The 25,736-nt window shown below is 68.2% G+C and carries 31 protein-coding genes; 12 read left to right on the top strand and 19 right to left on the bottom strand.

The genetic code is table 11. The annotated features are described in order from the left end of the window. Positions 1-58: 58 nt before the first annotated feature. Positions 59-829: a lysozyme gene (locus JWQ81_RS11835; RefSeq protein WP_297540916.1), complete on the bottom strand. Its 771-nt coding sequence runs from the start codon at positions 827-829 to the stop codon at positions 59-61. A gap of 330 nt (positions 830-1,159) precedes the next feature. Continuing rightward, the gene (locus tag JWQ81_RS11830) at positions 1,160-1,780 is read right to left on the bottom strand and encodes a type VII secretion system-associated protein (RefSeq protein WP_297540591.1); all 621 of its coding nucleotides are present in this window, start codon (positions 1,778-1,780) and stop codon (positions 1,160-1,162) included. A 72-nt stretch (positions 1,781-1,852) separates the two neighbouring features. Here JWQ81_RS11830 and JWQ81_RS11825 point away from each other — a divergent pair, with 72 nt between their 5' ends. Further along, a complete protein-coding gene (locus JWQ81_RS11825; protein WP_297540589.1) occupies positions 1,853-2,233 on the top strand; it encodes a sterol carrier family protein in 381 nt (126 codons plus the stop codon). A gap of 96 nt (positions 2,234-2,329) precedes the next feature. Here JWQ81_RS11825 and JWQ81_RS11820 read toward each other — a convergent pair whose 3' ends face one another. Next, positions 2,330-3,166 carry an SAM-dependent methyltransferase gene (locus tag JWQ81_RS11820; RefSeq protein WP_297540587.1) on the bottom strand — a complete coding sequence of 279 codons (837 nt, stop codon included), beginning with the start codon at positions 3,164-3,166 and terminating at the stop codon, positions 2,330-2,332. 179 nt (positions 3,167-3,345) lie between these two features. Here JWQ81_RS11820 and JWQ81_RS11815 point away from each other — a divergent pair, with 179 nt between their 5' ends. From JWQ81_RS11815 to arfB, 6 genes are all read left to right on the top strand, one after another. Then, positions 3,346-4,224 (top strand): helix-turn-helix transcriptional regulator, encoded by an 879-nt coding sequence (locus JWQ81_RS11815; protein WP_297540585.1) that lies wholly within the window; start codon positions 3,346-3,348, stop codon positions 4,222-4,224. A gap of 303 nt (positions 4,225-4,527) precedes the next feature. After that, entirely contained in the window at positions 4,528-4,767 is a 240-nt protein-coding gene (locus JWQ81_RS11810; RefSeq protein WP_297540584.1) for a DUF397 domain-containing protein, read from the top strand. After that, complete coding sequence (locus JWQ81_RS11805; RefSeq protein WP_297540582.1) at positions 4,754-5,173, top strand: hypothetical protein; 420 nt, start codon at positions 4,754-4,756, stop codon at positions 5,171-5,173. Before JWQ81_RS11810 ends, JWQ81_RS11805 begins: the two co-directional genes overlap by 14 nt. 135 nt (positions 5,174-5,308) lie before the next feature. After that, on the top strand, positions 5,309-6,856 hold the full coding sequence (purF, locus tag JWQ81_RS11800) for an amidophosphoribosyltransferase (protein WP_297540580.1): 1,548 nt from the start codon (positions 5,309-5,311) through the stop codon (positions 6,854-6,856). Between the two features lie 40 nt (positions 6,857-6,896). Next, positions 6,897-7,958, top strand: coding sequence for a phosphoribosylformylglycinamidine cyclo-ligase (gene purM / locus JWQ81_RS11795; RefSeq protein ID WP_297540578.1), 1,062 nt, complete (start codon positions 6,897-6,899; stop codon positions 7,956-7,958). A gap of 118 nt (positions 7,959-8,076) precedes the next feature. After that, positions 8,077-8,505, top strand: coding sequence for an alternative ribosome rescue aminoacyl-tRNA hydrolase ArfB (arfB, locus tag JWQ81_RS11790; protein WP_297540576.1), 429 nt, complete (start codon positions 8,077-8,079; stop codon positions 8,503-8,505). Between the two features lie 5 nt (positions 8,506-8,510). Here the strand turns inward: arfB and JWQ81_RS11785 are convergent, their stop codons facing one another. The 5 genes from JWQ81_RS11785 to JWQ81_RS11765 form a co-directional block, all read right to left on the bottom strand. Continuing rightward, a complete protein-coding gene (locus tag JWQ81_RS11785; RefSeq protein ID WP_297540574.1) occupies positions 8,511-9,278 on the bottom strand; it encodes a GNAT family N-acetyltransferase in 768 nt (255 codons plus the stop codon). Between the two features lie 102 nt (positions 9,279-9,380). Then, complete coding sequence (locus tag JWQ81_RS11780) at positions 9,381-10,112, bottom strand: VanZ family protein (protein ID WP_297540572.1); 732 nt, start codon at positions 10,110-10,112, stop codon at positions 9,381-9,383. A gap of 279 nt (positions 10,113-10,391) precedes the next feature. Then, a complete protein-coding gene (locus tag JWQ81_RS11775; protein WP_297540570.1) occupies positions 10,392-11,282 on the bottom strand; it encodes a Gfo/Idh/MocA family oxidoreductase in 891 nt (296 codons plus the stop codon). A 31-nt stretch (positions 11,283-11,313) separates the two neighbouring features. Continuing rightward, on the bottom strand, positions 11,314-12,174 hold the full coding sequence (locus JWQ81_RS11770) for a 3-hydroxybutyryl-CoA dehydrogenase (protein ID WP_297540568.1): 861 nt from the start codon (positions 12,172-12,174) through the stop codon (positions 11,314-11,316). A gap of 108 nt (positions 12,175-12,282) precedes the next feature. After that, positions 12,283-12,474: a DUF3073 domain-containing protein gene (locus JWQ81_RS11765; RefSeq protein ID WP_297540566.1), complete on the bottom strand. Its 192-nt coding sequence runs from the start codon at positions 12,472-12,474 to the stop codon at positions 12,283-12,285. Between the two features lie 240 nt (positions 12,475-12,714). Between JWQ81_RS11765 and JWQ81_RS11760 the strand changes: the two genes are divergently transcribed. Next, positions 12,715-13,620: a hypothetical protein gene (locus JWQ81_RS11760; RefSeq protein WP_297540564.1), complete on the top strand. Its 906-nt coding sequence runs from the start codon at positions 12,715-12,717 to the stop codon at positions 13,618-13,620. Between the two features lie 72 nt (positions 13,621-13,692). Here the strand turns inward: JWQ81_RS11760 and JWQ81_RS11755 are convergent, their stop codons facing one another. Together JWQ81_RS11755 and JWQ81_RS11750 are read right to left on the bottom strand one after the other, a co-directional pair. Further along, on the bottom strand, positions 13,693-14,268 hold the full coding sequence (locus tag JWQ81_RS11755; protein WP_297540562.1) for an aerial mycelium formation protein: 576 nt from the start codon (positions 14,266-14,268) through the stop codon (positions 13,693-13,695). Positions 14,269-14,324: 56 nt separating this feature from the next. Then, positions 14,325-15,464, bottom strand: coding sequence for a folate-binding protein (locus JWQ81_RS11750; protein WP_297540560.1), 1,140 nt, complete (start codon positions 15,462-15,464; stop codon positions 14,325-14,327). Positions 15,465-15,516: 52 nt separating this feature from the next. On the opposite strand from JWQ81_RS11750, the gene JWQ81_RS11745 reads away from it, so the two are divergent. After that, positions 15,517-16,365: an aminodeoxychorismate lyase gene (locus tag JWQ81_RS11745; protein WP_297540558.1), complete on the top strand. Its 849-nt coding sequence runs from the start codon at positions 15,517-15,519 to the stop codon at positions 16,363-16,365. Positions 16,366-16,375: 10 nt separating this feature from the next. Here JWQ81_RS11745 and JWQ81_RS11740 read toward each other — a convergent pair whose 3' ends face one another. From JWQ81_RS11740 to JWQ81_RS11700, 9 genes are all read right to left on the bottom strand, one after another. Beyond that, positions 16,376-16,777, bottom strand: a complete 402-nt coding sequence (locus JWQ81_RS11740) for a hypothetical protein (protein ID WP_297540913.1) — start codon at positions 16,775-16,777, stop codon at positions 16,376-16,378. Between the two features lie 5 nt (positions 16,778-16,782). Further along, complete coding sequence (locus tag JWQ81_RS11735) at positions 16,783-17,640, bottom strand: biotin-dependent carboxyltransferase family protein (protein WP_297540556.1); 858 nt, start codon at positions 17,638-17,640, stop codon at positions 16,783-16,785. Beyond that, positions 17,637-18,242: a 5-oxoprolinase subunit PxpB gene (gene pxpB, locus JWQ81_RS11730; RefSeq protein ID WP_297540554.1), complete on the bottom strand. Its 606-nt coding sequence runs from the start codon at positions 18,240-18,242 to the stop codon at positions 17,637-17,639. Before pxpB ends, JWQ81_RS11735 begins: the two co-directional genes overlap by 4 nt. A gap of 10 nt (positions 18,243-18,252) precedes the next feature. Beyond that, positions 18,253-18,870: an FABP family protein gene (locus JWQ81_RS11725; protein ID WP_297540552.1), complete on the bottom strand. Its 618-nt coding sequence runs from the start codon at positions 18,868-18,870 to the stop codon at positions 18,253-18,255. Between the two features lie 275 nt (positions 18,871-19,145). After that, on the bottom strand, positions 19,146-19,454 hold the full coding sequence (locus JWQ81_RS11720) for a DUF1416 domain-containing protein (protein ID WP_297540550.1): 309 nt from the start codon (positions 19,452-19,454) through the stop codon (positions 19,146-19,148). Next, the gene (locus JWQ81_RS11715) at positions 19,454-20,290 is read right to left on the bottom strand and encodes a sulfurtransferase (protein ID WP_297540548.1); all 837 of its coding nucleotides are present in this window, start codon (positions 20,288-20,290) and stop codon (positions 19,454-19,456) included. Before JWQ81_RS11715 ends, JWQ81_RS11720 begins: the two co-directional genes overlap by 1 nt. A 73-nt stretch (positions 20,291-20,363) precedes the next feature. Further along, positions 20,364-20,804 (bottom strand): DUF4395 domain-containing protein, encoded by a 441-nt coding sequence (locus tag JWQ81_RS11710; RefSeq protein WP_297540547.1) that lies wholly within the window; start codon positions 20,802-20,804, stop codon positions 20,364-20,366. Between the two features lie 220 nt (positions 20,805-21,024). Further along, the gene (locus JWQ81_RS11705) at positions 21,025-21,489 is read right to left on the bottom strand and encodes a thioredoxin family protein (protein ID WP_297540545.1); all 465 of its coding nucleotides are present in this window, start codon (positions 21,487-21,489) and stop codon (positions 21,025-21,027) included. A 6-nt stretch (positions 21,490-21,495) separates the two neighbouring features. Further along, complete coding sequence (locus JWQ81_RS11700) at positions 21,496-22,365, bottom strand: DUF2993 domain-containing protein (RefSeq protein ID WP_297540542.1); 870 nt, start codon at positions 22,363-22,365, stop codon at positions 21,496-21,498. Between the two features lie 199 nt (positions 22,366-22,564). On the opposite strand from JWQ81_RS11700, the gene JWQ81_RS11695 reads away from it, so the two are divergent. The 3 genes from JWQ81_RS11695 to pstS all read left to right on the top strand — a co-directional run bounded on the left by JWQ81_RS11695 (position 22,565) and on the right by pstS (position 25,683). Continuing rightward, entirely contained in the window at positions 22,565-23,317 is a 753-nt protein-coding gene (locus tag JWQ81_RS11695) for a response regulator transcription factor (protein ID WP_297540540.1), read from the top strand. 92 nt (positions 23,318-23,409) lie between these two features. Further along, positions 23,410-24,318, top strand: coding sequence for a mycothiol synthase (gene mshD, locus JWQ81_RS11690; protein WP_297540538.1), 909 nt, complete (start codon positions 23,410-23,412; stop codon positions 24,316-24,318). A 231-nt stretch (positions 24,319-24,549) separates the two neighbouring features. Continuing rightward, on the top strand, positions 24,550-25,683 hold the full coding sequence (gene pstS, locus JWQ81_RS11685) for a phosphate ABC transporter substrate-binding protein PstS (RefSeq protein ID WP_297540536.1): 1,134 nt from the start codon (positions 24,550-24,552) through the stop codon (positions 25,681-25,683). Positions 25,684-25,736: the final 53 nt, after the last annotated feature.

Raw genomic sequence — 25,736 nt, 5'->3', positions numbered from 1 at the left:
TTTCTCGTTGAAGTTGATCATATGATGTTATTTATTCACCACGTGAGCCCAGGCCGGTTCACCCGAGGGCGAGTTTGATCAGCCGATCGCTCGCGCCGTTGAAGTAGTTCTGGTCGCCGGGGAGCGTGCCCTTGTCGGCGAACTGCCAGATGCTCTGGGTCGTCCAGCCTGCCGGCAGCTCGCCGACCGCGGTGTTGTAGCGCGCGACCCACAGCGGGTTGGTCGCGCCGAACGCCGGGCTGTTGCCGGTGCACAGCTTCCACCAGCTGGTCGAGGTGTAGATCGCCGGCGCGCGGCCGGTCTTGGCCTGGTAGGTGCCGGAGAAGTCCTTGATCCACGCCGTCATCGCGTCCGGGCTCAGTCCGTAACACGTCTGGCCGTACGGGTTGTACTCCGCGTCCAGTGCGCCGGGCAACGTCTTGCCGTCCGCGGACCAGCCGCCGCCGTGCGCGATGAAGTAGTTCGCCTGGGACGCGCCGTCGGAGACGTCCGGCCGCGCGAAGTGGTACGCGCCGCGGATCAGCCCCGCGGTGTAGGAGCCGTTGTACTGCTGGCCGAACTGCGGGTTGACGAACCCGGTCCCCTCGGTCGCCTTGATATAGACGAACCGGGCGCCGGTGCGGGCCGCGCCGGGCCAGTCGATGCCGACCTGGTGCCCGCTGACGTCGTGGCCGAGGATCTGGCCGATCGGCACCGAGCGAAGGTCGGTCGGCGAACCGTGGACGCCCTCGTGCTTGGCGATCTGCGAACCGGCGGTGTGGTCCGCGGCGCCCGCGTAGCTCGCGTCGGCGTAGGCGTATGCCTGCGGCCCCGCTGAACCGGGGAGCATTGCCAGCGCGAGTGCCGCGGCCGCCGCCGCCGCGACCCCGAGCCGCGCCGCCGGGTGGATCCGGCGCGGGGCTCGGGGTGGTCGTGGCTCAGGAGCGGTGAACGCCGGTGGGATGACCACCGGCATCGCGCGGTGAGCGGAAGGTATCGGGTGCGCACAGTCCACACGGCTCACAGTGACTCCCGATCTGCCTTACGGCTCGCAGTGTCGCGGTTCTCCGCTTCTCCCGGGCGTCACGATGCCTCGATAGAGCCATCTTTGCCAATCGGCGGTCACTCTGTGGAGTGAACTCGGCTGGCGTGTGGGCGTGTCGAATGGGCCGTGGGCGGTCTACCGCTGTTCTTCGGCGAGCGCCTTCAGCAGATGTTCGGCGGGGACCACGGCCGTCACCACGTCGTGCGGGTTGATGGCGACCGGATGGCCGGCCAGCAGGTCGACCATGTCCCGGCCGAGCACCGCGCGGGCATGCGGCCATTCCTTCGGTACCAGCGACTTTGCCGTGTACGCGGGCACGAGCACCCGGCCCTCGGCGTCGTGGAACCCGATGACCGTGCGCTGAACCGGCGACATCGCGTAGACGAACAGGGTCGAGTCGAGGATGACCCGCGGCAGGTCTTCGGCCGGGCGGTGGTTGGTGCGGACGAGCTGCAGCAGGCGCTCCAGGTCGGTGGCCGGGTCCGGGAAACCGAGCGCCTTCGGCGACGGGCGATATCGATCGTTCGGGTGAAAGTCCTCAACAACCTGACCGGCCGAGCTCACCGGGTACGCGCCGACGACCGCCCACGACGGCACTGGGCCATTCGGGTCGAAGGCCTCATCGATGACGTAAAGCCAGCTGTTGGGGTTCGCCCTCGCATTGGCACGCATCTCTTCGGTGATTTTCGGCTTTCCCGACTTCCCCGCGGGTGGGGGTGTGGGATCCAACCGGTCTGCCTCGTCCCGCTGCGCCATATTCGTCCCAACGTCCCGGCTGATTCAGCCCTGTACCTGCGAAGTACAACGGTGTCACTCTACTGTTCACCCATGGCCTCTTCGCGTTCGGTCGACCCCGGTGAGTTACGAGCCGCCGTGGTGGCCGTTTCGGCCTGGTTGGGCGGAGAGGGCCCCGAGCCCGCCCGCCCGGAGCTGGCGGCCGCTGTCCGGCTGAGCCTGCGGACGCTGGCCTCGGACGCGCCGGGCCGCAGTGTCGAGGTCCGGGTCCCGCCGTTCGCCGCGGTCCAGTGCGTCGAAGGTCCCCGGCACACCCGCGGCACGCCGGCCAACGTCGTCGAGACCGATCCGCGGACCTGGCTCGAGCTCGCCACCGGACGTCTACAGTGGACGGACGCCGTCGAAGCGGGCCGCGTCACCGCGTCGGGCACCCGCGCCGACCTCTCGCACTGGCTGCCGATCGTCCGGGTCTGACACGCGAGTCCACAAACAACCCCAGAGACCCCTCAGGGCCACTCCCGTGGCGGTGAACGCCATAAGGGTGGCCCCGAGAGGTCCGTGAAAGCGAGGTCAGCGCTTACGGCCGATACCGCCGGAAATGGTGCGCTGCGCGGAGTTCAGCTCCTTGATCTGCGGGCCGTCCGGCCACCACTCGGCGCACAGCTTGACGCCGGGCTCGATCATTTCGAGGTCGCCGAACAGCTCCTCGATCTCGCCCTTGGTCCGGAAGGTCCCGGAGCCCATCGGGCTGTGCAGGAACACGTCTTCCATCTTGCGCGCGAGGGCGCTCAGCTCGTCCTCGGGATCGGAGAAGTGGCTGATCCCGACATAGGAACCCGATGGCAGCGCTTCGATGTACTCCCGCATGATCGCCGCGGGGCGCTCGCGCGGGCCGTTGAAGTGGTGCAGCGTGCCCATCTGCAGCAGCGCCACCGGCTTGGTGAAGTCGATGTACTTGCGCACGGTCTCGTTCTGGAGGATGGCCTGCGGTTCGAAGATGTCCGCCGCGACGAAGTGCGTGTTCTCGTTCTCCTCCAACAACGCGCGCCCGTGTGCGAGGACGACCGGGTCGTTGTCGACGTAGACGACGCGGATGTCGGGGTTGGCGCGCTGCACCACGTGGTGGGTGTTCTCCGCGGTCGGCAGCCCGGAGCCGCAGTCGAGGAACTGGGTGATGTCGGTCTGGCTCGCGAGGAAGCGGCAGGCCCTGATCAGGAAGTTCCGGTTCTCCACGGCGAGGTCTTTCGCCTCCGGGGCGACGCTGGCGACCCTGGCCAGTGTCTCTCGGTCGATCGCGTAGTTGTCCTTGCCACCAAGGAAAGCGTCGTACACTCGGGCGATGCTCGCCCGGGTCGGGTCCACTCCTACGGGTGCGGGACGGTCGGTGGCAGGTGCGTCGCCGGGCATGTCAGCCTCACAGAACTGTGTCGAATATCGCGGACCAGACGTAGAGTAGGGGTACTGGCGCGGCGCGTAAACTTCCCTGCCCACTTGACGTCGAACCGTAAACGTGTACGTTGAGTAGTCGGGCTATTTCCCATAAGCTGTCGGAGAACAGGCGCACTTCGTATGGAGAGGTCCGGATCATGAGCGCGGAGAACGCGTCCGGTGAGGAACTGAATCTCGGCCCCACCGCCCGGCGGATGATTCTCGGTTCCCAGCTTCGTCACCTGCGCGAGGACGCCGGCATCACCCGTTCCGAAGCCGGCTACAACATCCGCGGGTCCGAGTCCAAGATCAGCCGGATCGAGCTCGGCCGGGTCGGGTTCAAGGAACGCGACGTCGCCGACCTGCTCACCATGTACGGCGTCACCGAGGCCAAAGAACGCGATCCCATCCTCTCGATGGTGAAGGAGTCCAACCAGCCCGGTTGGTGGCGTCGGTACAACGACCTCATGCCCAACTGGTTCAACGACTTCGTCGGGCTGGAGGAGGCTTCCTCCCGGATCCAGACCTGGGAGCCGCTGTACGTGCCGGGTCTGCTGCAGACCGAGAACTACGCCAGGATGGTCGCCTGCCACGGGCGTCCGGAGTTGATCACCGACGAGATCGAGCGGCGGGTCGCGTTGCGGATGCGGCGGCAGAAGGTCCTGGCCCGTCCCGACGCACCGCGCTTGTGGGCCGTCATCGACGAATCGGTGCTGCACCGCCCGATCGGCGGCCGCGGCGAGTTGCGCGCCCAGCTCGACAGGCTGATCGAAGTCGCGTCGATGCCGAACATCTCGCTGCAGGTACTGCCCTACGAGCGCAGCGGCTATGCCGCCGAGTGCGCGTTTTCGCTGCTCAGGTTCGCCGAGGCCGAACTCCCGAACATCGTTTACGCCGAGCACCTCACCGGCGCGGTGTATCTGGAGAAGCTCGACGAAATCGAGGTCTACGGCCGTGCGCTGGACAGGCTCGCCGTCGACGCGGAAACGCCGGAACGCAGCCGCGGAATCCTTTCGAAACGGCGCGCTGAAGTTTAATCGGACCCCCGTGTCAATTCTTTTGAATGGACGTGAGGGCCACCTTCACAGCAATTAACGCTGTGAAGGTGGCCCTCACGTCCATCTGCATGTGGTTACGGCGAGTGGTGGGTGGCCGCGAGATTGGCTGGATCTTCACTCTTTAGCGTGATATCGCTCCGCACCATCGTTACGGTAGGAGAATTCGTTACCAATTTCGTGCACGTGCATTTACGCGGGCAGAAACGCGTGCTAGTTTGATCATCACAGTCGGATGCACATGCATATGCATCACCCGAGTCAGCTTTTCGGGAAGGTGGAATGATGGCGGAACAGATCGCCAACGGAATGTCGGCCGAGCTCCTGTCGGGCGTCGCGTGGCGGAAGAGCAGGTACAGCGGAGCGGTCGGCAACTGCGTCGAGGTAGCGCCGCTGCGAAACGGCGAGATCGCCGTACGCAACTCCCGCTTCCCGACCGGGCCCGCGCTCATCTACACGCGTGCCGAGATGGAGGCCTTCCTGGCGGGGGCGAAAGACGGCGAGTTCGACGATGTCCTCGGCTAAGACCATCACCAGCCTCGATGGGGTCATCACCGACCTCGACACGGGCCTGCGGCAGCTCATCGCCAGCGGGTACCAGTTCGTCCACCCGCGCGACGCCCGTGGCGAGGTTGTCGAGATCGTCGGCATCCGCGTGCACGATCACGTGGTCGACGTCGTCCGGCTCAATGCCGAGGACGACGCCATCGCGATGCGCATGCCGGGCGACGAGGCCGACATCCTCTCGCCGCGGCGGGTCCACTGGCAGCTGGCCGGTCCCGTCGTCGAGGTGCTGAGGCGGGTGCTCGCACTCCCCGAGGATCACACTCCGGGCTCGCTCATCACGTCGGATCCGCCGGACTCCGCGCCGGCTCGCGGCTGCTGGGTGTCCGGCGGCCGCGGTGACGCCAAGTGGCTACCCGCCTCCTAGCCGTCACCCAGGCAGACCAGTCCAAGCAGGCTCCGTGTCCCGACAGTGGCCAGAACCACGTCGCGCGGGGCCTGCTTGCTGCGCGGACCGTCTAGACTGACGGCGGCCTGACCTCGCACTCTTGGGAGCACCTCGGTGGTTTCCGACCAGTCTCTAACTGGACGTCCCGCAGCAGAACCAATCGACCAGATCGATCCCGAACCGCGTGAGGAATGCGGAGTCTTCGGGGTCTGGGCTCCCGGCGAAGAAGTCGCCAAGCTCTCCTACTACGGCCTGTACGCCCTGCAGCACCGCGGCCAGGAAGCCGCCGGAATCTCGGTCTCCGACGGCAAGCAGATCGTCGTGTTCAAGGACCTCGGGCTGGTCAGCCAGGTTTTCGACGAGCAGATCCTGCAGTCGCTGCAGGGCCATATCGCCGTCGGACATTGCCGCTACTCGACCACCGGCGCGACGATCTGGGAGAACGCCCAGCCGCTCTTCCGCACCACCGCGACCGGCAGCGGCATCTCCTTCGCGCACAACGGCAACCTCGTCAACACCGCCGAACTCAAGCAGCGCACCCGCGACGCCGGGTTGAAACCGCACGGCGAGCTGACAGGCTCGTCCAGCGACTCGGACCTCATCTGCGGGCTGCTTGCGGCCAACGCGGCGGACAGGGGCATCGAAGCCGCGGCGATGGAGCTGTTCCCGACCCTCAAGGGCGCGTTCTGCCTGGTCTTCGCCGACGAGTCGACGCTGTACGCCGCGCGTGACCCGCACGGGGTACACCCGTTGGTGCTCGGCCGGCTCGAACGCGGCTGGGTCGTCGCCAGCGAGACGGCCGCGCTGGACATCGTGGGCGCGTCGTTCGTCCGCGAGGTCGAGCCCGGTGAGCTGCTCGCCATCGACGCCGAAGGCCTCCGCTCGTCGCGGTTCGCCACGCCCGAGCCCAAGGGCTGCGTCTTCGAGTACGTCTACCTCGCCCGCCCGGACACCTCGATCGCCGGCCGCAGCGTGCACGCGACCCGCGTCGAGATCGGCAAGAAGCTCGCGGCGGAGCACCCGGCCGAAGGTGACCTGGTCATCCCGGTGCCGGAGTCCGGCACGCCGGCGGCCATCGGGTACGCGCAGGCCTCGGGCATTCCGTACGGCTCAGGCCTGGTGAAGAACGCCTATGTCGGGCGCACGTTCATCCAGCCTTCGCAGACCATCCGGCAGCTCGGCATCCGCCTCAAGCTCAACCCCCTGCGCGACGTCATCCGCGGGAAACGCCTGGTCGTGGTGGACGACTCGATCGTCCGCGGCAACACCCAGCGCGCGCTCGTCCGGATGCTGCGCGAGGCAGGCGCACTCGAGGTGCACGTCCGGATCGCTTCGCCGCCCGTGCGCTGGCCGTGCTTCTACGGTATCGACTTCGCTTCGCGGGCCGAACTGGTCGCCAACGGGGTCGACGCCGACGGCATCCGCCGCTCGATCGGCGCGGATTCGCTGGGCTACGTCTCGCTCGAAGGCCTGGTCGCGGCCACCGAGCAGCCCAAGACGAGGCTGTGCACCGCCTGCTTCTCCGGGGAGTATCCGATCGAGCTGCCCGACGACGCCCTGATCGGCAAGCATCTGCTGGAAAGCATGGATGCGGTCAACGGCGCGGCGAAGCCTGTCGTGCCTGCGGGGTACGGTGCCGAAGACGCCGTCCGGCGTCCGTAGTTCTTTTCGACTGTCTAGTTCCAGGATGGAGACCGCTTTCGTGAGCGAGTCCACGTACGCCGCCGCCGGGGTCAGTATCGAGGCCGGTGATCAGGCCGTTGAGCTGCTCAAACCGCATGCCGCGCGGGCCACGCGGCCTGAAGTCCTCGGCGGGGTCGGCGGGTTCGCGGGACTGTTCTCGCTGAAGCTCGACAAGTGGAAAGAGCCGGTGCTCGCGTCGTCCACGGACGGCGTCGGCACCAAGATCGCCATCGCGCAGGCGCTCGACAAGCACGACACGGTGGGGATCGACCTGGTCGCGATGGTCGTCGACGACCTCGTGGTCACCGGCGCCGAGCCGCTGTTCATGCAGGACTACATCGCCGTCGGCAAGGTCGTCCCGGAGAAGATCGCCGCGCTGGTCGGCGGCATCGCCGAGGGCTGCGTCCAGGCCGGCTGCGCGCTGCTCGGCGGCGAGACGGCCGAGCATCCCGGCATGATGGGCGAGCACGACTACGACATTTCGGGTACGGGTGTCGGGGTGGTCGAAGCCTCGGCGATCCTCGGGCCGGAGCGGGTGCGGCCGGGCGACGTCGTACTGGCGCTCGGCTCGACCGGACTTCACTCGAACGGGTACTCGTTGGCCAGGCGGGTGCTGCTGGATATCGCTCGGATGCCGCTCGACGGGCATGTCGAGGAGTTCGGCCGCACGCTCGGCGAGGAGCTGCTCGAGCCGACCAAGATCTACGCGAAGGACTGCCTCGCGCTGGCTGCCGAGACCGAGGTCCGCACGTTTTCGCACATCACCGGTGGTGGCCTCGAGGCCAACCTGGCACGCGTGATGCCCCGCGGGCTCGTCGCGAGGCTCGAGCGCGGCAGCTGGACCCCGGCGGCGGTGTTCGCGGTCATCGGTCAGCTCGGCAAGGTCGAGCGCGCCGAGCTGGAAAAGACCTTCAACATGGGCGTCGGCATGGTCGCCATCGTGTCGGCGGACGACGCAGACCGGGCAATGGCCGTGCTCACCGCGCGCCACATCCCGTCGTGGATTCTCGGCGAGGTCCGCCCCGCCGAGGACCCGGACGGCCCGCGCGCCGTGCTGTCCGGCGACCACCCGCGCTTCTGAGCGAGTTTGCCCTCTGTGCACGCGAGTTTGCCGTCTGTCGACGCGAGTTTGCGACCTGTCGACGTGAGCTTGCGGTAACTCGCGAGACTTGTGATCGCGGCGCTGTCACACTGAACTCGTGGCAGAGGATGTGGTGGTCGGCTCCCGGTTCGTGATCCCGGCGGGCGAGTTCACCGAACGCTTTTCCCGGTCCTCAGGTCCGGGTGGGCAGGGTGTGAACACCACGGACTCGCGCGTCGAGCTGCTGTTCGATGTCGAGAGTTCGCCGTCCATCCCGGCGGACTTGCGTGATCGGGTACTGGACCGGCTTCGGCCGCGGCTGGTCGACGGCGTACTGATGATCGCCGCGAGCGAGCACCGTTCGCAGCTGATGAACCGCGAAGCGGCACGTGCCCGGCTGACGGCGTTGCTCCGCGAAGCCGTCGCGCCCCCGCCGCCGAAACGCCGCCCCACCAAACCGTCGCGCGGTTCGAAGGAGCGGCGCCTCGCGTCGAAGAAGCGCCGAAGCGACGTCAAAAAGGGCCGCGGCGGCCGCCTCAACGACTGAGCGAGCTAGCTGGTCAACCGCAGGTGGACGCACTCCCCGGCCGGGACGAACCCGACCCGGGCGTACAGGCGTTCTTCCGGGATGCCGCCCGGCGTGAGGAACACCGTCCGTCCGCCGCGCGCGTAGGCTTCGTGGGCCAGGAACTCCGTGATCGCCGCACCGATTCCACGTTGCCGGTACTGCTCGCGAACACCGATACCCGCCAACTCGGTGATGCCATAACGCAGTGGTGTGCCGACGCCGCCGCCTGCCGGCTCGCCGGTTTCGCCGTCCCGCGCAAGGGTGGCGAGTCCGCCGAGTTCCAGCTGCTCACGGGCATGCTCGATGCCCGCCGCGGTGATCCCGCCGGGTTCACCGAATGCTTCGTTCTGGGCATTGCTCATGCCTTCGAACTCGGCGTCGGACTTCGGGACCAGCAGCTCGATGCCGTCGAGGCGCGGTTGTGCGACGACCGAGCCAGGCGGGCAGACCATCAGCGGGACTCGTCGTTCGAGATCGAACCCGGCGTTGACGAGCACGGCTTCGACGTCGGGTGCCGACTCGGTCAGGAACTCCAGCCGCGGGAGCAGGGCTCGCTGCCGGTAGGCGGCGATCAGACCATCCACATCGGACCTCGACGGCCGCGCGCCCGTATCCGGGATCGCGTAGTTGAGGAAGGGATTGGTCGAATTGCGGGAGAAAGTGGCCAGGAACGGGCCGATCCGCTCAAGTTCACGGCCGTCGGCCGCGGTGTCACGGATGTAGGACTGGATTGAAGCCAGGGTATTGGGCATGACTGTGTCTGGACCTTTCGAGCAGGAGGAAGACGCGCTGAGACAACAGGTGCAGGCGAAGCCGGCAGTGTTATCGCCGGACGACGCCCGTGGGGGCGTCAGTCATGAGGCATTCCTCGTGCTCGATGGGCGGCCTTGACCAGCCTCACCCAGTCTTGCAGCCCTGGCAAGCGGATTTCCCGTGCTTGCCGTCGCGAGTCCCACGCTCGGGCACCTTGAGTCCCACACCGAACGCGGGACTCGCAGGTTCAGCGAAGGTGAGTCGCACACCCGGCGCGTCTGGATGGGGATTTCGACCGGGACGGCGGCGAGTCGGACACCCGGCCAGCGCCGACGGCTGGCGGTGGCGCCGATGAGCGCGCCTGCCGAGTTGAGCAGCACGTCGTCGGTCGCGGTGACCCGGCCGGCGTGGATCAGATACTGGGTACCTTCCACCAGCATCGACACGATCATCGCGGCGAGCACCACGCGGAACAGCGACCGGAACCAGCGGACCCGCAGCGGCAGCAGCGCGCCGAGCGGGCTCAGCATCAGCAGATTGCCGCCGACCTGCCAAAAGGACCCGTCGTCGCCGAAGACCGAGCGGATGTCCTCGCCGGGCATCAGGTGCAAAGTGCTGCTGTGCGAGTCGCCGACCGGCATCAGGACCAGGCACAGCACCAGTACCGAAAGCAGGCTGATCGCGATGTCGAGCGCGGCTGTCCTCCGTGCTGCCCGGGCCGAACCGTGTCTTCGCCGGAACGCCGTGAGCAGCGGCCAAGCGAGCAGCGCGTAGGGGACGGCGATGAGCGTCAACGGGATCATCGCACCGAAATTCCGCAGCAGGTCACCCACCCGATCCCCTAACGCCGTAGTCGATTCCAAGATCACCTTGACATCACAAGATCGACTTTGCGCGTTGAAGGGGTGCCACTATGAGGTGATTCTGCGGTGGCGGGCGTGTCGCTACCGTGGTTGAGTTCCCGCGGTGGTGCTTGGTGGCCGGCTCGTAAGTCGTCCACTTTGGACACTGTGGACAACCTGTGGATGGATTTGGCGTCCGCGCGAGAAAGTGTTATGCGCTAACGGTTTTATCGTCAACTTAGCTGTGCACTACTCGCCGTGAGCGGGCTCTCACCCGCGGAGCAAAAGCTGTGCCTGGTGGATGACGCGCTGCAGGTGCAGGCCCCGGTGGACATCGCAGTCATGGCTCGTCGTCCCGCTCGCGACCATTGCCGCGAAATCGTCGAGCAAGGAGGTGTACGAGTCGTTCGCCGCTCCTTGCCGACGTCCCAATGATCGGTAACCGTGCTCGCCGAACACGGCGAACTCGACGACGGTCGGGTCGATCGGCAGCCGCAGGGACAGGGTCACCGTGCTGGTGGCACCACCGGAATGGGCGAACATCAGCTGCCAGAGGTCGGCATCGGTGCGGTGCGCGGCGAGGACTTCGGTGATTTCGCCGAGCGCCGCGTCCATCAGGTCGAACGCGTGCGGGCCGATGTCGGCGAGCGCGCCGTCCTCCTTGCGCCAGGCCGAACCCTCGTACGGTCCGCCGAGCAGCGCCCCCGACAGCCACTTGACGCTGCCGCCCTGCCAGCCGCCGGAAGCCGCGACACCGGCCAGCCATTCGCGCGTCTGGGCGGCATAACGCAAGGTCAGCATCACGAGGGAAACGACGCCCGCCTCCGACACGGCGTCCGCCAACCGCTGCGCGGAGTCGAGATCGGCGGCTATCGGCTTCTCCAGGATGACGTGCTTGCCCGCCCGCGCGGCCTGGATCGCCAAGTCGGCCTGGATGGCGGGCGGCACCGCGAACGCCACCGCGTCGACTCGGTCGAGCAGTTCCTCAAAGCTGGCGGCTGCCGTCGCGCCGTGAGCCTCGGCCAGCTCCTTGGCGGGCTCCGAGCGGCGCGACCACACCGCGGCCAGGCTTGTCCCCGGATGGTCGGCCAGCCCCGGCGCGTGCACCGACTTCGCCCACGGTCCGGTCCCGATCAGTCCAACGCGCAGTGTTTTGTCCACGGGCGCAGTCTATTTGCGATGCCGGTGAGGCTCAGCCGTAGGAGTAGAAGCCGCGACCGGTCTTCTTGCCGAGCAGCCCGGCGTCGACCATGCGCAGCAGCAGCGGCGGCGACGAGTACAGGGGCTCCTTGAACTCCGCGTACATCGAGTCCGCGATCGCCTTGATGGTGTCCAGGCCGATCAGGTCGGACAGCCGCAGCGGACCCATCGGGTGCGCCGTGCCCAGCTCCATGCCGCGGTCGATGTCCTCGGCGGAGGCGAACCCGGACTCGATCATCCGGATGGCTGAGAGCAGATAGGGCACGAGCAGCGAGTTCACGATGAACCCGGCCCGGTCCTGCGACCGGATGACGGTCTTGCCCAGCGTTTCCGTGGCGTGCGCCTCGGCGCGCTTGACCGTGGTGTCCTCGGTCAGCAGCGACGGCACCAGCTCGACCAGCGGCAGCACCGGCACCGGGTTGAAGAAGTGGATGCCGACCACCTGCTGCGGGCGGCTGGTGGCCATGCCGAGCTTCATGATCGGGATCGACGAAGTGTTGGACGCGAAGATGGCGTCCTCGCGCTCGACGATCTTGTCGAGCTGGCGGAACACCTCGACCTTCGCCTGTTCCTGCTCGAGGATCGCCTCGATGACGAGGTCGCGGTCGGCGAACCCGTCGAGGTCGCCGCTGAAGGTGAGCCTGCCGAGCGCTGCCTGGGCTTCGGCGTCGGACAGCTTGCCGCTCTTGACGCCGCGTTGCAGCGACTTCTCGATCCGCGCCCGCCCGGCGTCCAGCGCCGGCTTGCTGACCTCGGTGACGATCACGTCCAGGCCTGCGCGGGCGTGGACCTCGGCGATACCCGAGCCCATCAGGCCGGCGCCGACCACTCCTACTCGCTGGATATCACTCATCAGCACGCTCCTCGGTGCATCAGTGCACTCGAAGTCGGGCACAACACGACCCACCTGGGCCGGTGGCCGGGCACTGGCCCGGCACCGACCCAGGTGGGTCGTGTTCGCTCAACGACGGTACTCGTCGTACCCGTCTTTATCAGGGTCGTCGCCGTCGGTTGGTTTGTCCTCGTGGTTGTCGGCAGAGGAACCACCAACTGACAGCTCGCGCTGCAAAGCGTCGAAGTCCGTTTCAAGAGAGCTGTACTTGAGCTCCCGTGCCACCTTCGTCTGCTTAGCCTTAGCCCGGCCGCGCCCCATGACTCGACCCCCTCGCACAGGGGCGGGGCGGCCGGGGGAAATCGGCGGCCCCGCATCGTCTCAACAATTATTTCCTGTTCACACCGTACCGTGTCCTGGGGGGTAGATGCGACGTGGCACCGTGTGCCGGTCGCGACAGTGCGGGATCCGGGCGGGATCCGGGCGCGATCGATGCCGCAGCGTGCTCCCCTCGACCCGGTCGGTGGCGATCGACGCTGGTAGGCGTGCCACGATTCACGGGTGCTGCGTCCGTTCGTTTCCTACCTCCGGGTGTACGAACCCCTGTCCGCCTTCGGGAGCCCACCTGCCGACAACCTGCGCAAAGCCGTCGAGGCGGCCCAGCTCAGCAGGGTCAACGCGGGTGAGCGAGAGCAGCTGATGTGGCTGAGGTCACAGATCGCGGACCCGATCCGGCTGCTGCCCGCCGAGTACGCCGACGGCAGAGCGGCGCCGAGCACCACGACCGACGTCCTCGTCCTCGATCCGGCCGACGTGCCGCGCGGTGAGGCCGGGAGGGTGGGCCCCGGCCCGCTGGTGTGCCCGCTCGAACTTCGGGCGCGGTCGGCCGCCGCCCTCGTCAGCTTTCTGGGCGACGCGCACCCGGCGTTGAAGTGGTCGGCGCTGAACGACGGCCGGGTGCCGGTCGAACTGGTCCGCGCCCGCGCCAAGTCCGCGATCAACGGACTGAGCAACTCGGTCGTCCACGTGCTGTCGACGACGTGGAGTGTGCCGTTGCCGTGGTTCGCCCTCGTCGATCCCGACCAGCGTCGCCTGGTCCTCGGCTCCGGCCGGTACGACCCCAAGCGCGAGCTGTCGTGGCGCGTCGCGATGGCCGACGCGAAGGTGCGCGTCGGCGAAGCGCGTGAGCTTGTCGAGGCGGGCTTCGGTGATTCGGGGCCGGCGGAGATCCTGTCCGACACCGAGGAGTGGCTGGAACGCTTCCACCCCAACTCGGTCGTCGAGCTGGATTACGGCGGCTTGGTGCAGCTGATCGCCGACCCGATCCTGGAGTCCGACACCTCCGCCGACGAGGTCCACGGCATTCTCGAGGCGTTGCGGCAGGGCAACGTCGAGCACCTGGCCGAGCTGTTCACCGAGCTCCGGGAGTACTGGGGCCAGCTGGCCTCCCGCGAACACGCGAACTAACCCCCGCAACTCGCCGTCGACTTGCGGTCTCTCGCGCGCAAGACAGGGCACAAAAGTACAAAAGTGCCCGCTTTAGTCGGCGGGGTCGGGGGCGTTGCGGCGGCGTTCGGTGTCGAGCAGGTCGTCGACGGACGCGTCCCCGCTGCGGTACCGGCCGGCGATCTCGGCGTTGATCGTGTCCATCACGACCTGCACCTCGCGGCGACGGGCGGACACGGACAGCTCTTCCTCGGCGTAGGTGAGCAGCGTCGCGGCCAGCTTCTCGTCGGACAACGCGACGACGTCGGACAGGTCCGCGTCGCCGACGAGCGCCTCGGCTTGGCGCCGGTGCTCGCCCGCGCGGGACGGCTCCAGCTGCTGGTGACGTCCGGAGCCCGTCGCGGGCCCGATCGCGTTGTTGGCGAGGATCGCGGCCAGCCTGTCGACGATGCTGTCCCCGCCGGAAGTCCGCCGCTGCTGCTCCGCGCGCACGATGTCGATCCGCGCGTGCAGGAGACGCCGCAGGTAGGAGAGGTCTGTCTCCTCTTGTGCGGCTTCGTCGCGGCGCTCGCGCAGCGCGCTCAGGGTCAGCTCACCGAGGCTCAGCACGTAGTCCGCGGCGAGGACGCGATCTATGCGGCGGCGTCCACCAGGCCGGACTTCGATCACGTTGTCATCCTGCTCTACCTGGGTCGTCTACGCCAGCGGCGGGGCTTGATCATCGTTCAGCCGCGCAGGCGTTGCGCGGCCTCACGACCGGGCGCGGCACCCTCGGCGGGCACGGAATCCGGGTCGACAATGGCCTGGACCACTCGATCCTCGACGCCGGCCAGCAGTTCCGGGCCGATCGGGGTGGTGCGTTTGATCAACGCGAGCGCGATCGGGCCCAGCTCGTGATGCTGGATGACGCTGCCGACCCGGCCGACGGTCCGCTCGCCGAGCAGCACCGGGTCGCCCGGTTCGGGCGTGATCTCCGGCGAGCCGTCCAGATGCAGCAGGACCATGTGCCGCGGCGGCCTGCCGACATTGTGGACCTTCGACACCGTCTCCTGGCCGCGATAACAGCCCTTGGCGACGTGCGCCGCGGTGCCGATCCAGTTCACTTCGTGGGGGATCGTGCGCTCGTCGGTGTCGAGGCCGACGCGTGCGTGCAGCGACTCGACACGCAGCGCGTCGAACGCCCAGCTGCCCACCGGCCGCGCGCCGGCGTCGGTCAGCCGACGCCACCAGTCGGTGAGCTCGGCACGCGGCAACGCGAGGTCGACGCTGGACTTGCCAGGCCACGGCATCCGGCGCGCGAACCCACCGCCGGGGATCGTGGCGACGCTGTACGGCTCGGAGCCGAGCGAGACACCCACGGCCAACAGGAGCTGGTCGGCGTCCGGGCCGAGCACGGTGACGAGCGCCAGTTCGCTCGTCGCGTCGCGGATTTCGACCTTGGCCCAGAACTTCATCGCTTCGAGGTACTCGAGCAGGCTTTGCGGGCCACCCTTCGGCAGCGCGCTCGTCACGCGGGAGCCCGGGTCGGTGTCCAGCCAGACCGTGCCGCCCGCGTCGTGGGTGTGGGCGACGACCATGTGCGCTTCGACCCGGCCGTTGGTGTCGAGCACCAGCGCCTCGGTGCCGGTGCCTTCGGCGAGTTCGGTGACGTGCTGCGAGATCACCAGGTGCAGCCACGACAGCCGTTCCTCGCCGGTGACCGCGATCAGTTCCCGGTGCGACCGGTCGACCACGGCGACGCCGCGGGCCGCTGTCCGCTGCTCGGCGAACGGGTCACCCCAGTGCCAGGGCACGCCGGCTTCGAGGTGGTCGTCCGGGGGAGCGATCGAACCGCGCACGTCCAACAGCGGTGACTCGTAGGTCATATCCGCCATGCTAGGCGCTTCACGACAGGTTTCTGTTGAGTACGGTGTCGTCATGCGCGTACTCGCCTTCCTGGATGGGACTCTGGCCGACCCCGACACCACCCAAATCCGTGTGGACGACCTCGGTCTGCTCCGCGGTGACGGGATTTTCGAGACGATCCTCGTGGTCGACGGAAAGGCCCGGGAACTAGGCCCGCACCTCGAGCGCCTCGCCCACTCCGCCGCGATGCTGGACCTCCCGGTGCCTGATCGCGCCGCTTGGGAGCGGGTCGCGCAGCTGGTCATCGACAACTGGACCGGTGGTCGTGAGATCGCCCTGAAACTGCTGCTCACCCGGGGTGTCGACGGCGATCCGGAAGCGAAGCCGACGGGGTTCGCGCTGGGCTTGGACATCGAAGAGAAGGTCGTCACGGCGCGCGCGGAAGGCGTCGCGGCGGTGACGTTGGAGCGCGGCATCGACTCCGGTCTCGCGAAGCGCGCCCCCTGGCTGCTGCTGGGTGCGAAGACCGTTTCCTACGCCGTCAACATGGCCGCGTTGCGCGAAGCCAAACGTCGCGGTGCCGACGATGTGATCTTCACCGCCGGTGAGGATTCCGTCTTCGAAGGCCCGACGTCGACGGTGGTCGTCGTCCGGGACCGCGTGCTCTACACCGTGCCGACCGACACCGGCGTCCTGCCCGGAACCACTCAGGCCGCGCTGTTCCGCGGTGCCGAGCGCGCCGGCTGGACGATCAAGTTCGAGCCGCTGCGGGTGTCCGAGCTGTTCGAGGCGGACGGCGTGATGCTCGCGTCCTCGGTCCGGAAGGTCACCCGGGTGCACACCCTCGACGGCCGGAAACTGCCGGACTCCGCCGCCGTCCACGCCGAGCTGCTCACCGCCTACGAGGGCGAATACGCGTAAGGGCCAGGCGTCAGGCGCCGGTCGTGATGCGGACGACGACCGGCGCCACGTTTTCGGCGCGGTAGGCGGCGATCTTGTGGTGGCCGTCGAGGATGTGGGTGTCCACCAGCAGCGCCACGGGCTTGTGCCCGGCGCGGATGGCGGTCCGGTAGTACTCGACGCGGACGGCGTCCGCGGGTGGCCAAGGTGTCAGCGGCTGGGCTTCGACGCCGACGTCGAGCCGCTCCGGCCCGGCCACCTCGTAAGGGCCGTCCACCAACAAGTCGAGGGCAGGACGCAGCGTCTCCGAGAGCGGGCGGCGCAGCTGCCCGGTCGCGAGCGCGATGCGCAACGCGGGATCGAGTTCGGGCCGGTCGATCTCGCGTCGGATGTCGATGACTCCCCTGCCGCCGGTGACGGTTACCTGTTCCACACCCTTCAAGACGGCTGGAACCATAGGTTGGTTCCAGGACGCGCCTGACCGAGCGCGGCCAGTGAACCCCGGCGGACGACCGCGATCACCGGGTAACCGCCGGTAGTCGGGTGATCGGCGAGGAAAACCACTGGTAGACCGCTTGGCGGGAGCTGGATGGCCCCGGTGACCAGTGGTTCGCTCGGCAGTTCGGACTCGCGGTAATCAGTCGATCGGGTCAGTGCGTGACCGGCCAGCCGGAGGCCGACCCGGTTGGATTCCGACGTCACCGTCCACCTGCCGCGCAGGGCTTGGGCGGGCGAGTCGAACCAGTCGTCGCGCGGACCGAGCAGGACGGGCACCTCGAGCTCGGCCGGTGCGGCTGCCGGGACGAGGACGTCGAGCCCGGTCGGGACGCCGAGCGCGTCACCCAACGGCAGGACGTCGCCCGCGCTCAGCGGCGGCGGTCCGAGCTCGGACAGGACGTCCCGCGAGCGGCTGCCGAGGTCCGCGTCCGCCTTGATCCCGCCGGACAGCGCCAGGTAGCAGCGCAGACCCCGGCCCGGAGTGCCGATCGTGAGGGTCTGACCGGCGCTCAGGTGCACGGGCGTGTGCGAACCGACTTCGCGTTCGTCGACCCGCACCGAGACGGCCGGCCCGGTGACCGCGGCGGTGCACGACGTGCGGGCCCGGATCGTCAGCCCGCCGAGCAGCGCCTCGATCCCCGCGGCGGCTTCGGCATTGCCGGCGAGCCGGTTCGCCAGGCGCAGCGCGGGGGCATCCAACGCGCCGGAGGGCGGGACGCCCAAGTGAGCATGCCCCGGGCGTCCGAGGTCCTCGATCAACGCCGACGGCCCGGTCGCCAGCACCTCGACCGTCCTCATCGGACCCTCCGGAAGCGCACGCGGTCGCCGGGGGCCAGCAGCGCTGGTCGCTCGGCCCTGGCGTCGAACAGGGTCGCGTCGGTGTGGCCGAGCAGGCGCCAGCCGCCCGGTGACGAGCGTGGGTACACGCCGGTGAACTCTCCGGCCACGCCGACCGAGCCGGCCGGGACCCTGGTCCTCGGAGTGTCCAATCTGGACTGACGCAGCGGTTCGGGAAGTCCGCTGAGGTAGCCGAAACCGGGCGCGAAACCGGTGAAGGCCACGGTGTACTCGGGTTCGGTGTGCAGCGCGACGACGTCGTCCACGCTGAGTCCGGCATCCCGCGCCACGAGTTCGAGGTCTTCGCCGTCGTAGTGGACGTCGAGGGTGACTTCGCGCGGATGGGGGTCCGGCGGGTGGTCCAGATCGGCCGACGCGAGCAGCTCACGCGCTCGGAGCAGGGTGCCCGGATCGGCCTCGATCAGCAGGCTTCGCGCGCCCGGCACCAGTTCGACGACCCCGGCGAGGTTCGCTGCCGCGACCGTGGCGCGGGCGGCGTTGACCTGGGCGAGGGACTCGCATTCGAGCAGGGACGCGTGCTCGCCGACCCGCCGCCAGCGCATGGCGGCCGTGTCAGCCGACGATGCGCTTGTACAGGGCCGACACGTGCGGCTGGAGGTCCTGGCCCACCATCGCGCGCTCTTCGACGTAACCGAGGTCGCCGTTGTTGACGATGCCGTACAGCCGCTTCGCGCCGGTGACCTCTTTGGCCGACACCGAGCGCACGACGGCGTCGGTCCCCAGCTCCCAGGAGGCCTGGCCGCGTGTCTCGCCGTAGAAGAGTTCGATGATGCCGCTGGAGTGCGTGAGCACCAGCTCGATGCCGTCGGTGCCCTGCGGACGCCAGAAACCGGACTCCCGTGCGGCCGGGCGGATCACGGTGCCTTCGTCGTCGAGCAGCCAGGAACGCGCCTCGTGCACGAGGAACGGACGGCCGTCGTGTGCGATCGTCAGCTGCTGCGCGAACTTCCGCGGGCCGTCGATCGTCGGGTAGTTGATCTCGCCTTCGCCGCGCCAGACCCCGACCAGCGGCAACAGCGCCAGGCAGGCGTCGTTGAGGTTCTGGCCCTCGCGGAGGTTCGCGGTGTCGTTCGGGATCGGCAGCTCGTCGAACTGGGGCAGGTTGCGGGCGCGCGTGGTCTCCGCGCGCTGCTCCGCGACCTCGACGGCCTCGTTGCCACTGGTTGTCATCGGGTTCTTCGCTCGACTCAGCGCTGGTCCGCGTACAGCCGGTAAACGACGTACACGGCGAACGCCATGATCGCGATACCGGCGATGATCAGCATCGTCGTAAACAGGATCTCCACGCCCAGCACAATAGTCCGTACGCGCTCACTCGGCGGCCCGCAGGGTGGTGGCCGTGAGCACGGTCACCGCGAGCAGCCAGTGCGGCGCCTAGAACCCCTCAGGGCCACCCTTGTGGCGGTGAACGCCATAAGGGTGGCCCTGAGGGAACTTGTGAGACGTCAGGCGACGGCGATGGCCAGCTGGTGCAGGCCGGGGCCTGCAGCGGTCACGGTGGCTTCGCCGTTGCCGCTGCGGTGGAGTGCGCGCACGGTCCACGAACCCGGCGCGGCGTAGAAGCGGAAGTCGCCCTCGGGTGAGGAGACGACCTCGCCGGTGAAGTCGCCACCGGAGTCCAGCAGGCGGACGAACGCGCCGCCGATCGGACCGTCGGTGCCGGTCACCTTGCCGGCCAGGACGACCTGGCCGTTCGTGTCGAGGTCGGCGGGGGTCGCGGACTGTGCGGGAGCGCCGCAGCCGTCGGCGGCCATTACTTCGCGCCCAGTTCGACGGGGACGCCCACGAGGGAGCCGTACTCGGTCCAGGAGCCGTCGTAGTTCTTGACGTTGGTCTGGCCGAGGAGCTCGTGCAGCGCGAACCACGCGATGGACGAACGCTCGCCGATGCGGCAGTACGCGATCGTCTCCTTGGTTTCGTCGAGGCCGGCCTCCGAGTAGATCTCCTTGATCTCGTCGGAGGTCTTGAACGTGCCGTCCTCGTTCGCGACCTTGGCCCACGGCACGTTCAGCGCGCCGGGGATGTGGCCGGGCACCTGGGACTGCTCCTGCGGCAGGTGCGCCGGGGCGAGCAGCTTGCCGGAGAACTCGTCGGGCGAGCGGACGTCGACGAAGTTGTCGCTGCCGATGGCCTTGACGACCTCGTCGCGGAACGCGCGGATCGAGTGGTCCTGCTCCCGCGCGGTGTACGCGGTGGCCTCACGCTTGACGTCGTCGCCGTTGAGCTCACGACCGTCGAGCTCCCACTTCTTGCGGCCGCCATCGAGCAGCTGGACCTTCTCGTGGCCGTAGAGCTTGAAGTACCAGTACGCGTACGCCGCGAACCAGTTGTTGTTGCCGCCGTAGAGCACGACGAGGTCGTCGTTGCCGATGCCCTTCTCGGACAGCAGGGCCTCGAAACCGGCCTTGTCGACGAAGTCGCGGCGGACCCCGTCCTGCAGGTCCTTGCGCCAGTCGAGCTTCACCGCGCCGCGGATGTGCCCGTTGTCGTACGCGGTGGTGTCCTCGTCGACCTCGGCGAACACGATGCCGGGGGTGTCCAGATTCTCCTCGGCCCACTGGGTGGTGACCAGGACGTCTTCACGGCTCATGGAGCGGCACTCACTTTCTTGGATCAACAGGGTTTTGGATCTGCACTGTCTTCTGGGACTTGCGGACGAGTTCTTAGGTCGCTTGACCCGACGTGGTCGGGGTGAAGCGCTTGAGGAGCAGGTACATCTCGCAGCCGAGGCAGAAGTTGAACGCCGCATTGATGAAGGCGGCGAACAGCGCGAACGCCGTCGCGACGATGCCCAGCGTGGTCAGGCCGGTGGCATAGCCGACCGTGCCGACCAGCGCGAACACGAAGCCGACGGCCTGGGCGAAGCGCAGCGGGGCGGCGTCCTCGCGTTCGGACGTCTTGGCGAGGCGTGGCGCCACGACGTAGCGGTAGACCAGGCCGTACGGGGCGTACTTCAGCCCGGCGAACGCGCCGAGCGCGAAGATCACCGTCTGGATCGCGAGCAGCGGCCACCAGCCGGTGATGAGCACGACCGCGATCACGACCGTGGTGAGGACGGCCGAAAAGCGCGGACCTCGGGGATCTACGGCTGGTCCTGCCGACATGTCAGCTCCTGGGGTGGGCGGACGGGTGAGTGAGAACGCACGCCAAAAGGCATCAACTGCGGAGTATGCGGACGCGCGGCTAGCGCAGAACCGGTGAAAGCCGACACAGACTGCTGCGCACGCGGCACAGATCGACTGCGCGGCGCTGCGTCAGAAGGGTGATCGGCAGCTTGTCCACTCCTTGAGAGTACTCAGAGCTCTCTCAGAGTGGGAACAACGTTCATTCCTTGGGACGATTCCCAGGATCCGGGAGTGCGGCGGCGAATTGGGGTAGATGCGGCCGCAGCGCGTCGAGTAGCGCGGTGCCCTTCGGCACGCCGCCGATACGCAGCAACTCGCGGCCGTCACCGGTCAGCGCGAGCGTGGTCGGCGTCCGCAGGATGCCCAGGGACTGTGCCACTTCGGGCTGCTCGGTGACGTCCAGCTCGACGTGCCGCAGGCCGTCCGTCTTGTCGGCCAGCGCCGTGAGCACGGCCTTGGCGTGGCGGCAGGGCGCGCAGAACGTGGTCGAGATCTGGACCAGCGTGACGTCGGCGGCCTGGTCGAGCAGCGCGCTGACCGGCTCGGGAAGCGAGTGTCCAGGCTTGTCGGCGGTCACGCGGACCCGGCCGTTACGGGCACGCGAGACTACACCGAAGACGAGCCCGACGACCAGTACCCCGACTACTACCCACAACCCGACCAATGTCCGTCATCCCCTCGCCGGCGCTCCGGAGAACGTCACATCCTTGGCGGTGCCCTTGATGGTCACCGAACCGCTGTTCACGTGCACCGCCGTCGGCGTCACCTTGAACGGCAGGCCGCCGGTGCCGATCGCGGCGTGGAAGTTCGGCAACAGCGCTTCCTGTACCGCTGGTGAAACGACGGTCGTCTTCTTGTCATTCCCGAACTGCAGCCGGGTCGGCGTGATCTGGACCTTGTCGCCGTTCAGGGTGATCATGGCGAAGCAGAAGATCTCCACCGACTGCCCGGCGATCTGGACGTCCCCGGAGATGCGGATGCCGGCGGTGGAGCTGTCGGTCGTCGGGTCGCCGTTGGCGTCGGTCGTCGTGGTGGTCGTCGTCGTGGTGGTGTCCGTCGAGTCCTTCCCGGTCCGGACGTACTCCTCGGTCGACGGCTCGATCCGCAGGTTCTTGATCTTGTCCAGCGGCGAGATGCGGTTGATGTCGGTTGCCTTGATCGTCACCTGGGCCTGGAGCTTGCCGATCACGATCGTCTTGATGTTGCCCGCGAGCAGGTCCGACAGCGGCGCCGTGACGTCGGTCAACTCGGCGTTGATTTCGACGTCGCGCAGCTGTGCGGCCGGTACGGGGACGCCGGCTGCATAAACCGTGATGTGGCTGTAGTCACCGCCCAGCGCCTGCGTGGTGAACGGGAACCCGTGGATGGTGACCGAGGGATCCTGCGTGAGGCCGAGCTGGTCGTGGGCCTTCTGCGAGATGGTGTGCTCGGCGAACGCCGCGAGCCCGAAATCGGCTCCGACCAGCAGTCCGACGACCACCACCAACACGATGATGAGCCGCCTGGCCCGGCGTCCGCGCCGCGCGTCGCGGCTCGGCATCGGCCTGTCCTGGTGGGTCACGGGACTGCTCACCATCGTTTCCGATCTGTCGTGTTCGGGGTGCGTTCGCGGCCCCAACCGTCCCACCAGGTGTGATCGACCCGGCAGGGGGGAGGTGTTCCGGCCGTTCACCCGCTATTCTCACTTAGCACCGACCGGCGCCGTGTTCGAGGCGACGAAACGACAAGGCGGTGTGGCGATGAGCCTGGACCTTTTGGTACTGACTGCGGAACCTGACGCCACCCTGGTGCTCCCCGCGCTGGACCTGCTTCCCCACACGGTACGGGTGCGGGCCCCCGAGGTGACCGCACTGCTGGACGCGGGTCACCGCGACGTGGTCCTGCTCGACGCGCGCACCGATCTGGCGTCCGCGAAGAGCCTCTGCCGGCTGCTCAAGGGCACCGGCGAGGACGAAGGCGCCACCCCGATCATCGCGGTGGTCGGTGAAGGCGGCCTGGTCGCGGTCAGCGCCGAGTGGCGCACGGACGACATCCTGCTTCCGACAGCCGGCCCCGCCGAGGTGGACGCCCGGCTCCGCCTCGTGACCACGCGTGACGGCGGGTCTTCGCAGGTCGACGCCGAGCTGCGGGTCGGCGAGCTGGTCATCGACGAGGCGACGTACACCGCGCGGCTGAAGAAGCGCACGCTCGAGCTGACCTACAAGGAGTTCGAGCTGCTCAAGTACCTCGCGCAGCACGCCGGCCGGGTGTTCACCCGCGCCCAGCTGCTGCAGGAGGTCTGGGGCTACGACTTCTTCGGTGGCACGCGCACGGTCGACGTCCACGTCCGGCGGCTGCGCGCGAAGCTCGGCCCCGAGCACGAGCAGATGATCGGCACGGTCCGCAACGTCGGCTACAAGTTCGAGCGCCCGTCGAAGTCGACCGGCAAGCCGGGCCCGCCCCCCGCGGTGCCCGAGCCGGCCGCCGAACGCAGCGAGTTCTCCACCCCTTAGCGCCGGGCCAGGACTCGTGAGTGTTCCGGCCGGGTTAGAAGCGGCCGGAACGCTCACGAGTCTGTGCCGGGCCGCGCAGGTAGGTTGGGATCATGTGGATCGACGAGCTGACCTCCGGTGACGAGCGCCGAGTCCGCGAGCTGCTGCTCGCGGTGCGCGAGGCCGACGGACGTCCTGAGGTCGACGTCGACGGCCCGTTGCCGTCGGAGTTCCGCGGTGGCCCCCACCTGCTCGCCGACGTCGACGGCGAGCTCGTCGGGTATGCCCACCTCGACACCGGCGGCGACTCGTTCGGCCGTCAGGTCGGCGAGCTGTTCGTGCATCCGGCGCACCGTCGTCAGGGTCACGGCACGGCCATGGTCGAGTCGCTTGTCGTCAAAGCCGCGGCCGAGCCGGACAAGCTGCGTGTGTGGGCCCACGGCGACCACCCCGCCGCCGCGCGCATCGCCGAGCACTCCGGGCTCACCCGGGCCCGCGAGCTCCTCGTGCTGCACGCTGAGGCCACCGATGGCTCACTGTGGCCGGAGCCGGTTCCCCGCGCCGGCATCACCCTGCGGACGTTCGTGCCGGGACAGGACGAGCAGGCCGTCATCGACGTCAACGCGCGCGCCTTCGACTGGCACCCCGAGCAGGGCAGCCTCACTGTCGACGAGCTTCGCGCCGAAGAGGCCGAAGCGTGGTTCGACCCGCAGGGCTTTTTCGTCGCCGTCGACGCTTCCGACAAGGTCGTCGGCTTCCATTGGACGAAGGTCCACCCGGCCGATCCGAACGAGGGTGGTGGTGGGCGACGGGTGGGCGAGGTCTACGTCGTCGGTGTCGATCCGGGCGCGCAGGGTGGCGGCCTCGGTCGCGCGCTCACCCTGGCCGGGTTGCGGTACCTCCGCGGGCAGGGTGTCGGCCAGGTGATCCTGTACGTCGAGGGCGACAACACCGCCGCGTTGGCCCTCTACGAAAGGCTCGGATTCACTCGTTACGCGGTCGACGTCCAGTACGCCCGCTGACTCACGTTTCTGGTTAACGCCCAGTCGGCACCCCGTCACGCACGGCATACACGCAGGTCACGGGCAGGACACAGGAGTCTCTCGAACCAGTAGTCCTGCTCACACCCGGGGCCTTGTTCATTCTCCGTTCACCTGCACAGGGCCGAGCGTCCATGGTGGCTGCCTAATGTCCGGATCCGAAGCGGCGAGTCGTCCGCGAGACCCTTGAACTCTCCAGCTGGAGGAAATGCAGTGAAGATCATGCGGCCCCTGGGCGCGGTTGGCATCGTGGCGAGCGCCGCCCTCGTGCTTGCCGCCTGTGGTTCCGACCCGGCAGCGAGCAACACCCCCGCGGCGAACACGTCCGGTGCCGCGCCCGCGGCGACGGCCACCGCTCCCGTGGACTGCGGCGGCAAGAGCCCACTGTCCGCCGAGGGCTCGACCGCGCAGAAGAACGCGGTCGACATCTTCGTGCTGAAGTACAGCCAGAAGTGCCAGGGCCAGCAGGTCAACTACAACCCGACCGGATCCGGCGCGGGCGTCAAGCAGTTCAACGCCAACCAGGTCGACTTCGGTGGCTCGGACTCGCCGCTCAGCGGTGCCGACGTGGCCGCCGCGGCGAAGCGCTGCGCCAGCCCGGCCTGGGACATCCCGATGGTCGTCGGCCCCGTCGCCGTCGGTTACAAGCTCTCCGGTGTCGACAAGCTGGTGCTGACCCCGCAGGTCGTCGCCAAGATCTTCAACGGCGGCATCAAGAACTGGAACGACCCGGCCATCAAGGCGGTCAAGGGCAATGAGAGCTTCACCTTCCCGGACAAGCCGATCCAGGTCATCTCCCGCTCGGACGAGTCCGGCACCACGGACAACTTCCAGAAGTACCTGACCGCCGCCGCCAAGGGCGTGTGGACCCAGGGCGCCGGCAAGGCCTTCAAGGGCGGCGTCGGTAACGGTGCGGCCGGCTCGAACGGCGTCGCGACGGCGGTCAAGGCCGCCGACGGTGCCATCAGCTACGTCGAGGGCGCCTTCGCCACCGACGGCATCACCCCGGCCCTGATCGACAGCGGCTCCGGCGGCGTCGAGCTGAGCGCGGCGAACGTGGGCAAGTCCCTCGACGCGGCCAAGTTCCTCAACGCGGGCAGCAACGACCTCGCGCTCGACCTCAACGGCATCTACGCCAGCAACGTCCCGGGTGCGTACCCGCTGCTGCTGACCACATACGAGATCGTGTGCTCCAAGTACTCCGACGCCAGCGTCTCGAAGGCCGTCAAGGCGTTCCTGACCGTCGCCGCCACCGACGGCCAGCAGCCGCTGTCCGCCAAGGGCTACGTCCCGCTTCCGGACGCCCTCCAGGCGAAGGTCCTCACCGCCATCAAGGCCATCGCGTAAGCGACTAGCCAAGCTGGACAGAAAGAGTCGATGAGCGAGTCATCTTCGGCGCG

The organism is Amycolatopsis sp., from assembly GCF_025464955.1.
Classification (GTDB): domain Bacteria; phylum Actinomycetota; class Actinomycetes; order Mycobacteriales; family Pseudonocardiaceae; genus Amycolatopsis.
This window is presented reverse-complemented; position numbering and strand designations above follow the sequence as displayed.

Coding starts and splice junctions, on each gene's coding strand:
- JWQ81_RS11835 (WP_297540916.1), bottom strand. CDS start 829: ATGCTCCCCGGTTCAGCGGGGCCGCAGGCATACGCCTACGCCGACGCG.
- JWQ81_RS11830 (WP_297540591.1), bottom strand. CDS start 1,780: ATGGCGCAGCGGGACGAGGCAGACCGGTTGGATCCCACACCCCCACCC.
- JWQ81_RS11825 (WP_297540589.1), top strand. CDS start 1,853: ATGGCCTCTTCGCGTTCGGTCGACCCCGGTGAGTTACGAGCCGCCGTG.
- JWQ81_RS11820 (WP_297540587.1), bottom strand. CDS start 3,166: ATGCCCGGCGACGCACCTGCCACCGACCGTCCCGCACCCGTAGGAGTG.
- JWQ81_RS11815 (WP_297540585.1), top strand. CDS start 3,346: ATGAGCGCGGAGAACGCGTCCGGTGAGGAACTGAATCTCGGCCCCACC.
- JWQ81_RS11810 (WP_297540584.1), top strand. CDS start 4,528: ATGGCGGAACAGATCGCCAACGGAATGTCGGCCGAGCTCCTGTCGGGC.
- JWQ81_RS11805 (WP_297540582.1), top strand. CDS start 4,754: ATGTCCTCGGCTAAGACCATCACCAGCCTCGATGGGGTCATCACCGAC.
- JWQ81_RS11785 (WP_297540574.1), bottom strand. CDS start 9,278: ATGCCCAATACCCTGGCTTCAATCCAGTCCTACATCCGTGACACCGCG.
- JWQ81_RS11770 (WP_297540568.1), bottom strand. CDS start 12,174: ATGAGTGATATCCAGCGAGTAGGAGTGGTCGGCGCCGGCCTGATGGGC.
- JWQ81_RS11765 (WP_297540566.1), bottom strand. CDS start 12,474: ATGGGGCGCGGCCGGGCTAAGGCTAAGCAGACGAAGGTGGCACGGGAG.
- JWQ81_RS11750 (WP_297540560.1), bottom strand. CDS start 15,464: ATGACCTACGAGTCACCGCTGTTGGACGTGCGCGGTTCGATCGCTCCC.
- JWQ81_RS11745 (WP_297540558.1), top strand. CDS start 15,517: ATGCGCGTACTCGCCTTCCTGGATGGGACTCTGGCCGACCCCGACACC.
- JWQ81_RS11735 (WP_297540556.1), bottom strand. CDS start 17,640: ATGAGGACGGTCGAGGTGCTGGCGACCGGGCCGTCGGCGTTGATCGAG.
- pxpB (WP_297540554.1), bottom strand. CDS start 18,242: ATGCGCTGGCGGCGGGTCGGCGAGCACGCGTCCCTGCTCGAATGCGAG.
- JWQ81_RS11725 (WP_297540552.1), bottom strand. CDS start 18,870: ATGACAACCAGTGGCAACGAGGCCGTCGAGGTCGCGGAGCAGCGCGCG.
- JWQ81_RS11720 (WP_297540550.1), bottom strand. CDS start 19,454: ATGGCCGCCGACGGCTGCGGCGCTCCCGCACAGTCCGCGACCCCCGCC.
- JWQ81_RS11715 (WP_297540548.1), bottom strand. CDS start 20,290: ATGAGCCGTGAAGACGTCCTGGTCACCACCCAGTGGGCCGAGGAGAAT.
- JWQ81_RS11710 (WP_297540547.1), bottom strand. CDS start 20,804: ATGTCGGCAGGACCAGCCGTAGATCCCCGAGGTCCGCGCTTTTCGGCC.
- JWQ81_RS11700 (WP_297540542.1), bottom strand. CDS start 22,365: ATGCCGAGCCGCGACGCGCGGCGCGGACGCCGGGCCAGGCGGCTCATC.
- JWQ81_RS11695 (WP_297540540.1), top strand. CDS start 22,565: ATGAGCCTGGACCTTTTGGTACTGACTGCGGAACCTGACGCCACCCTG.
- mshD (WP_297540538.1), top strand. CDS start 23,410: ATGTGGATCGACGAGCTGACCTCCGGTGACGAGCGCCGAGTCCGCGAG.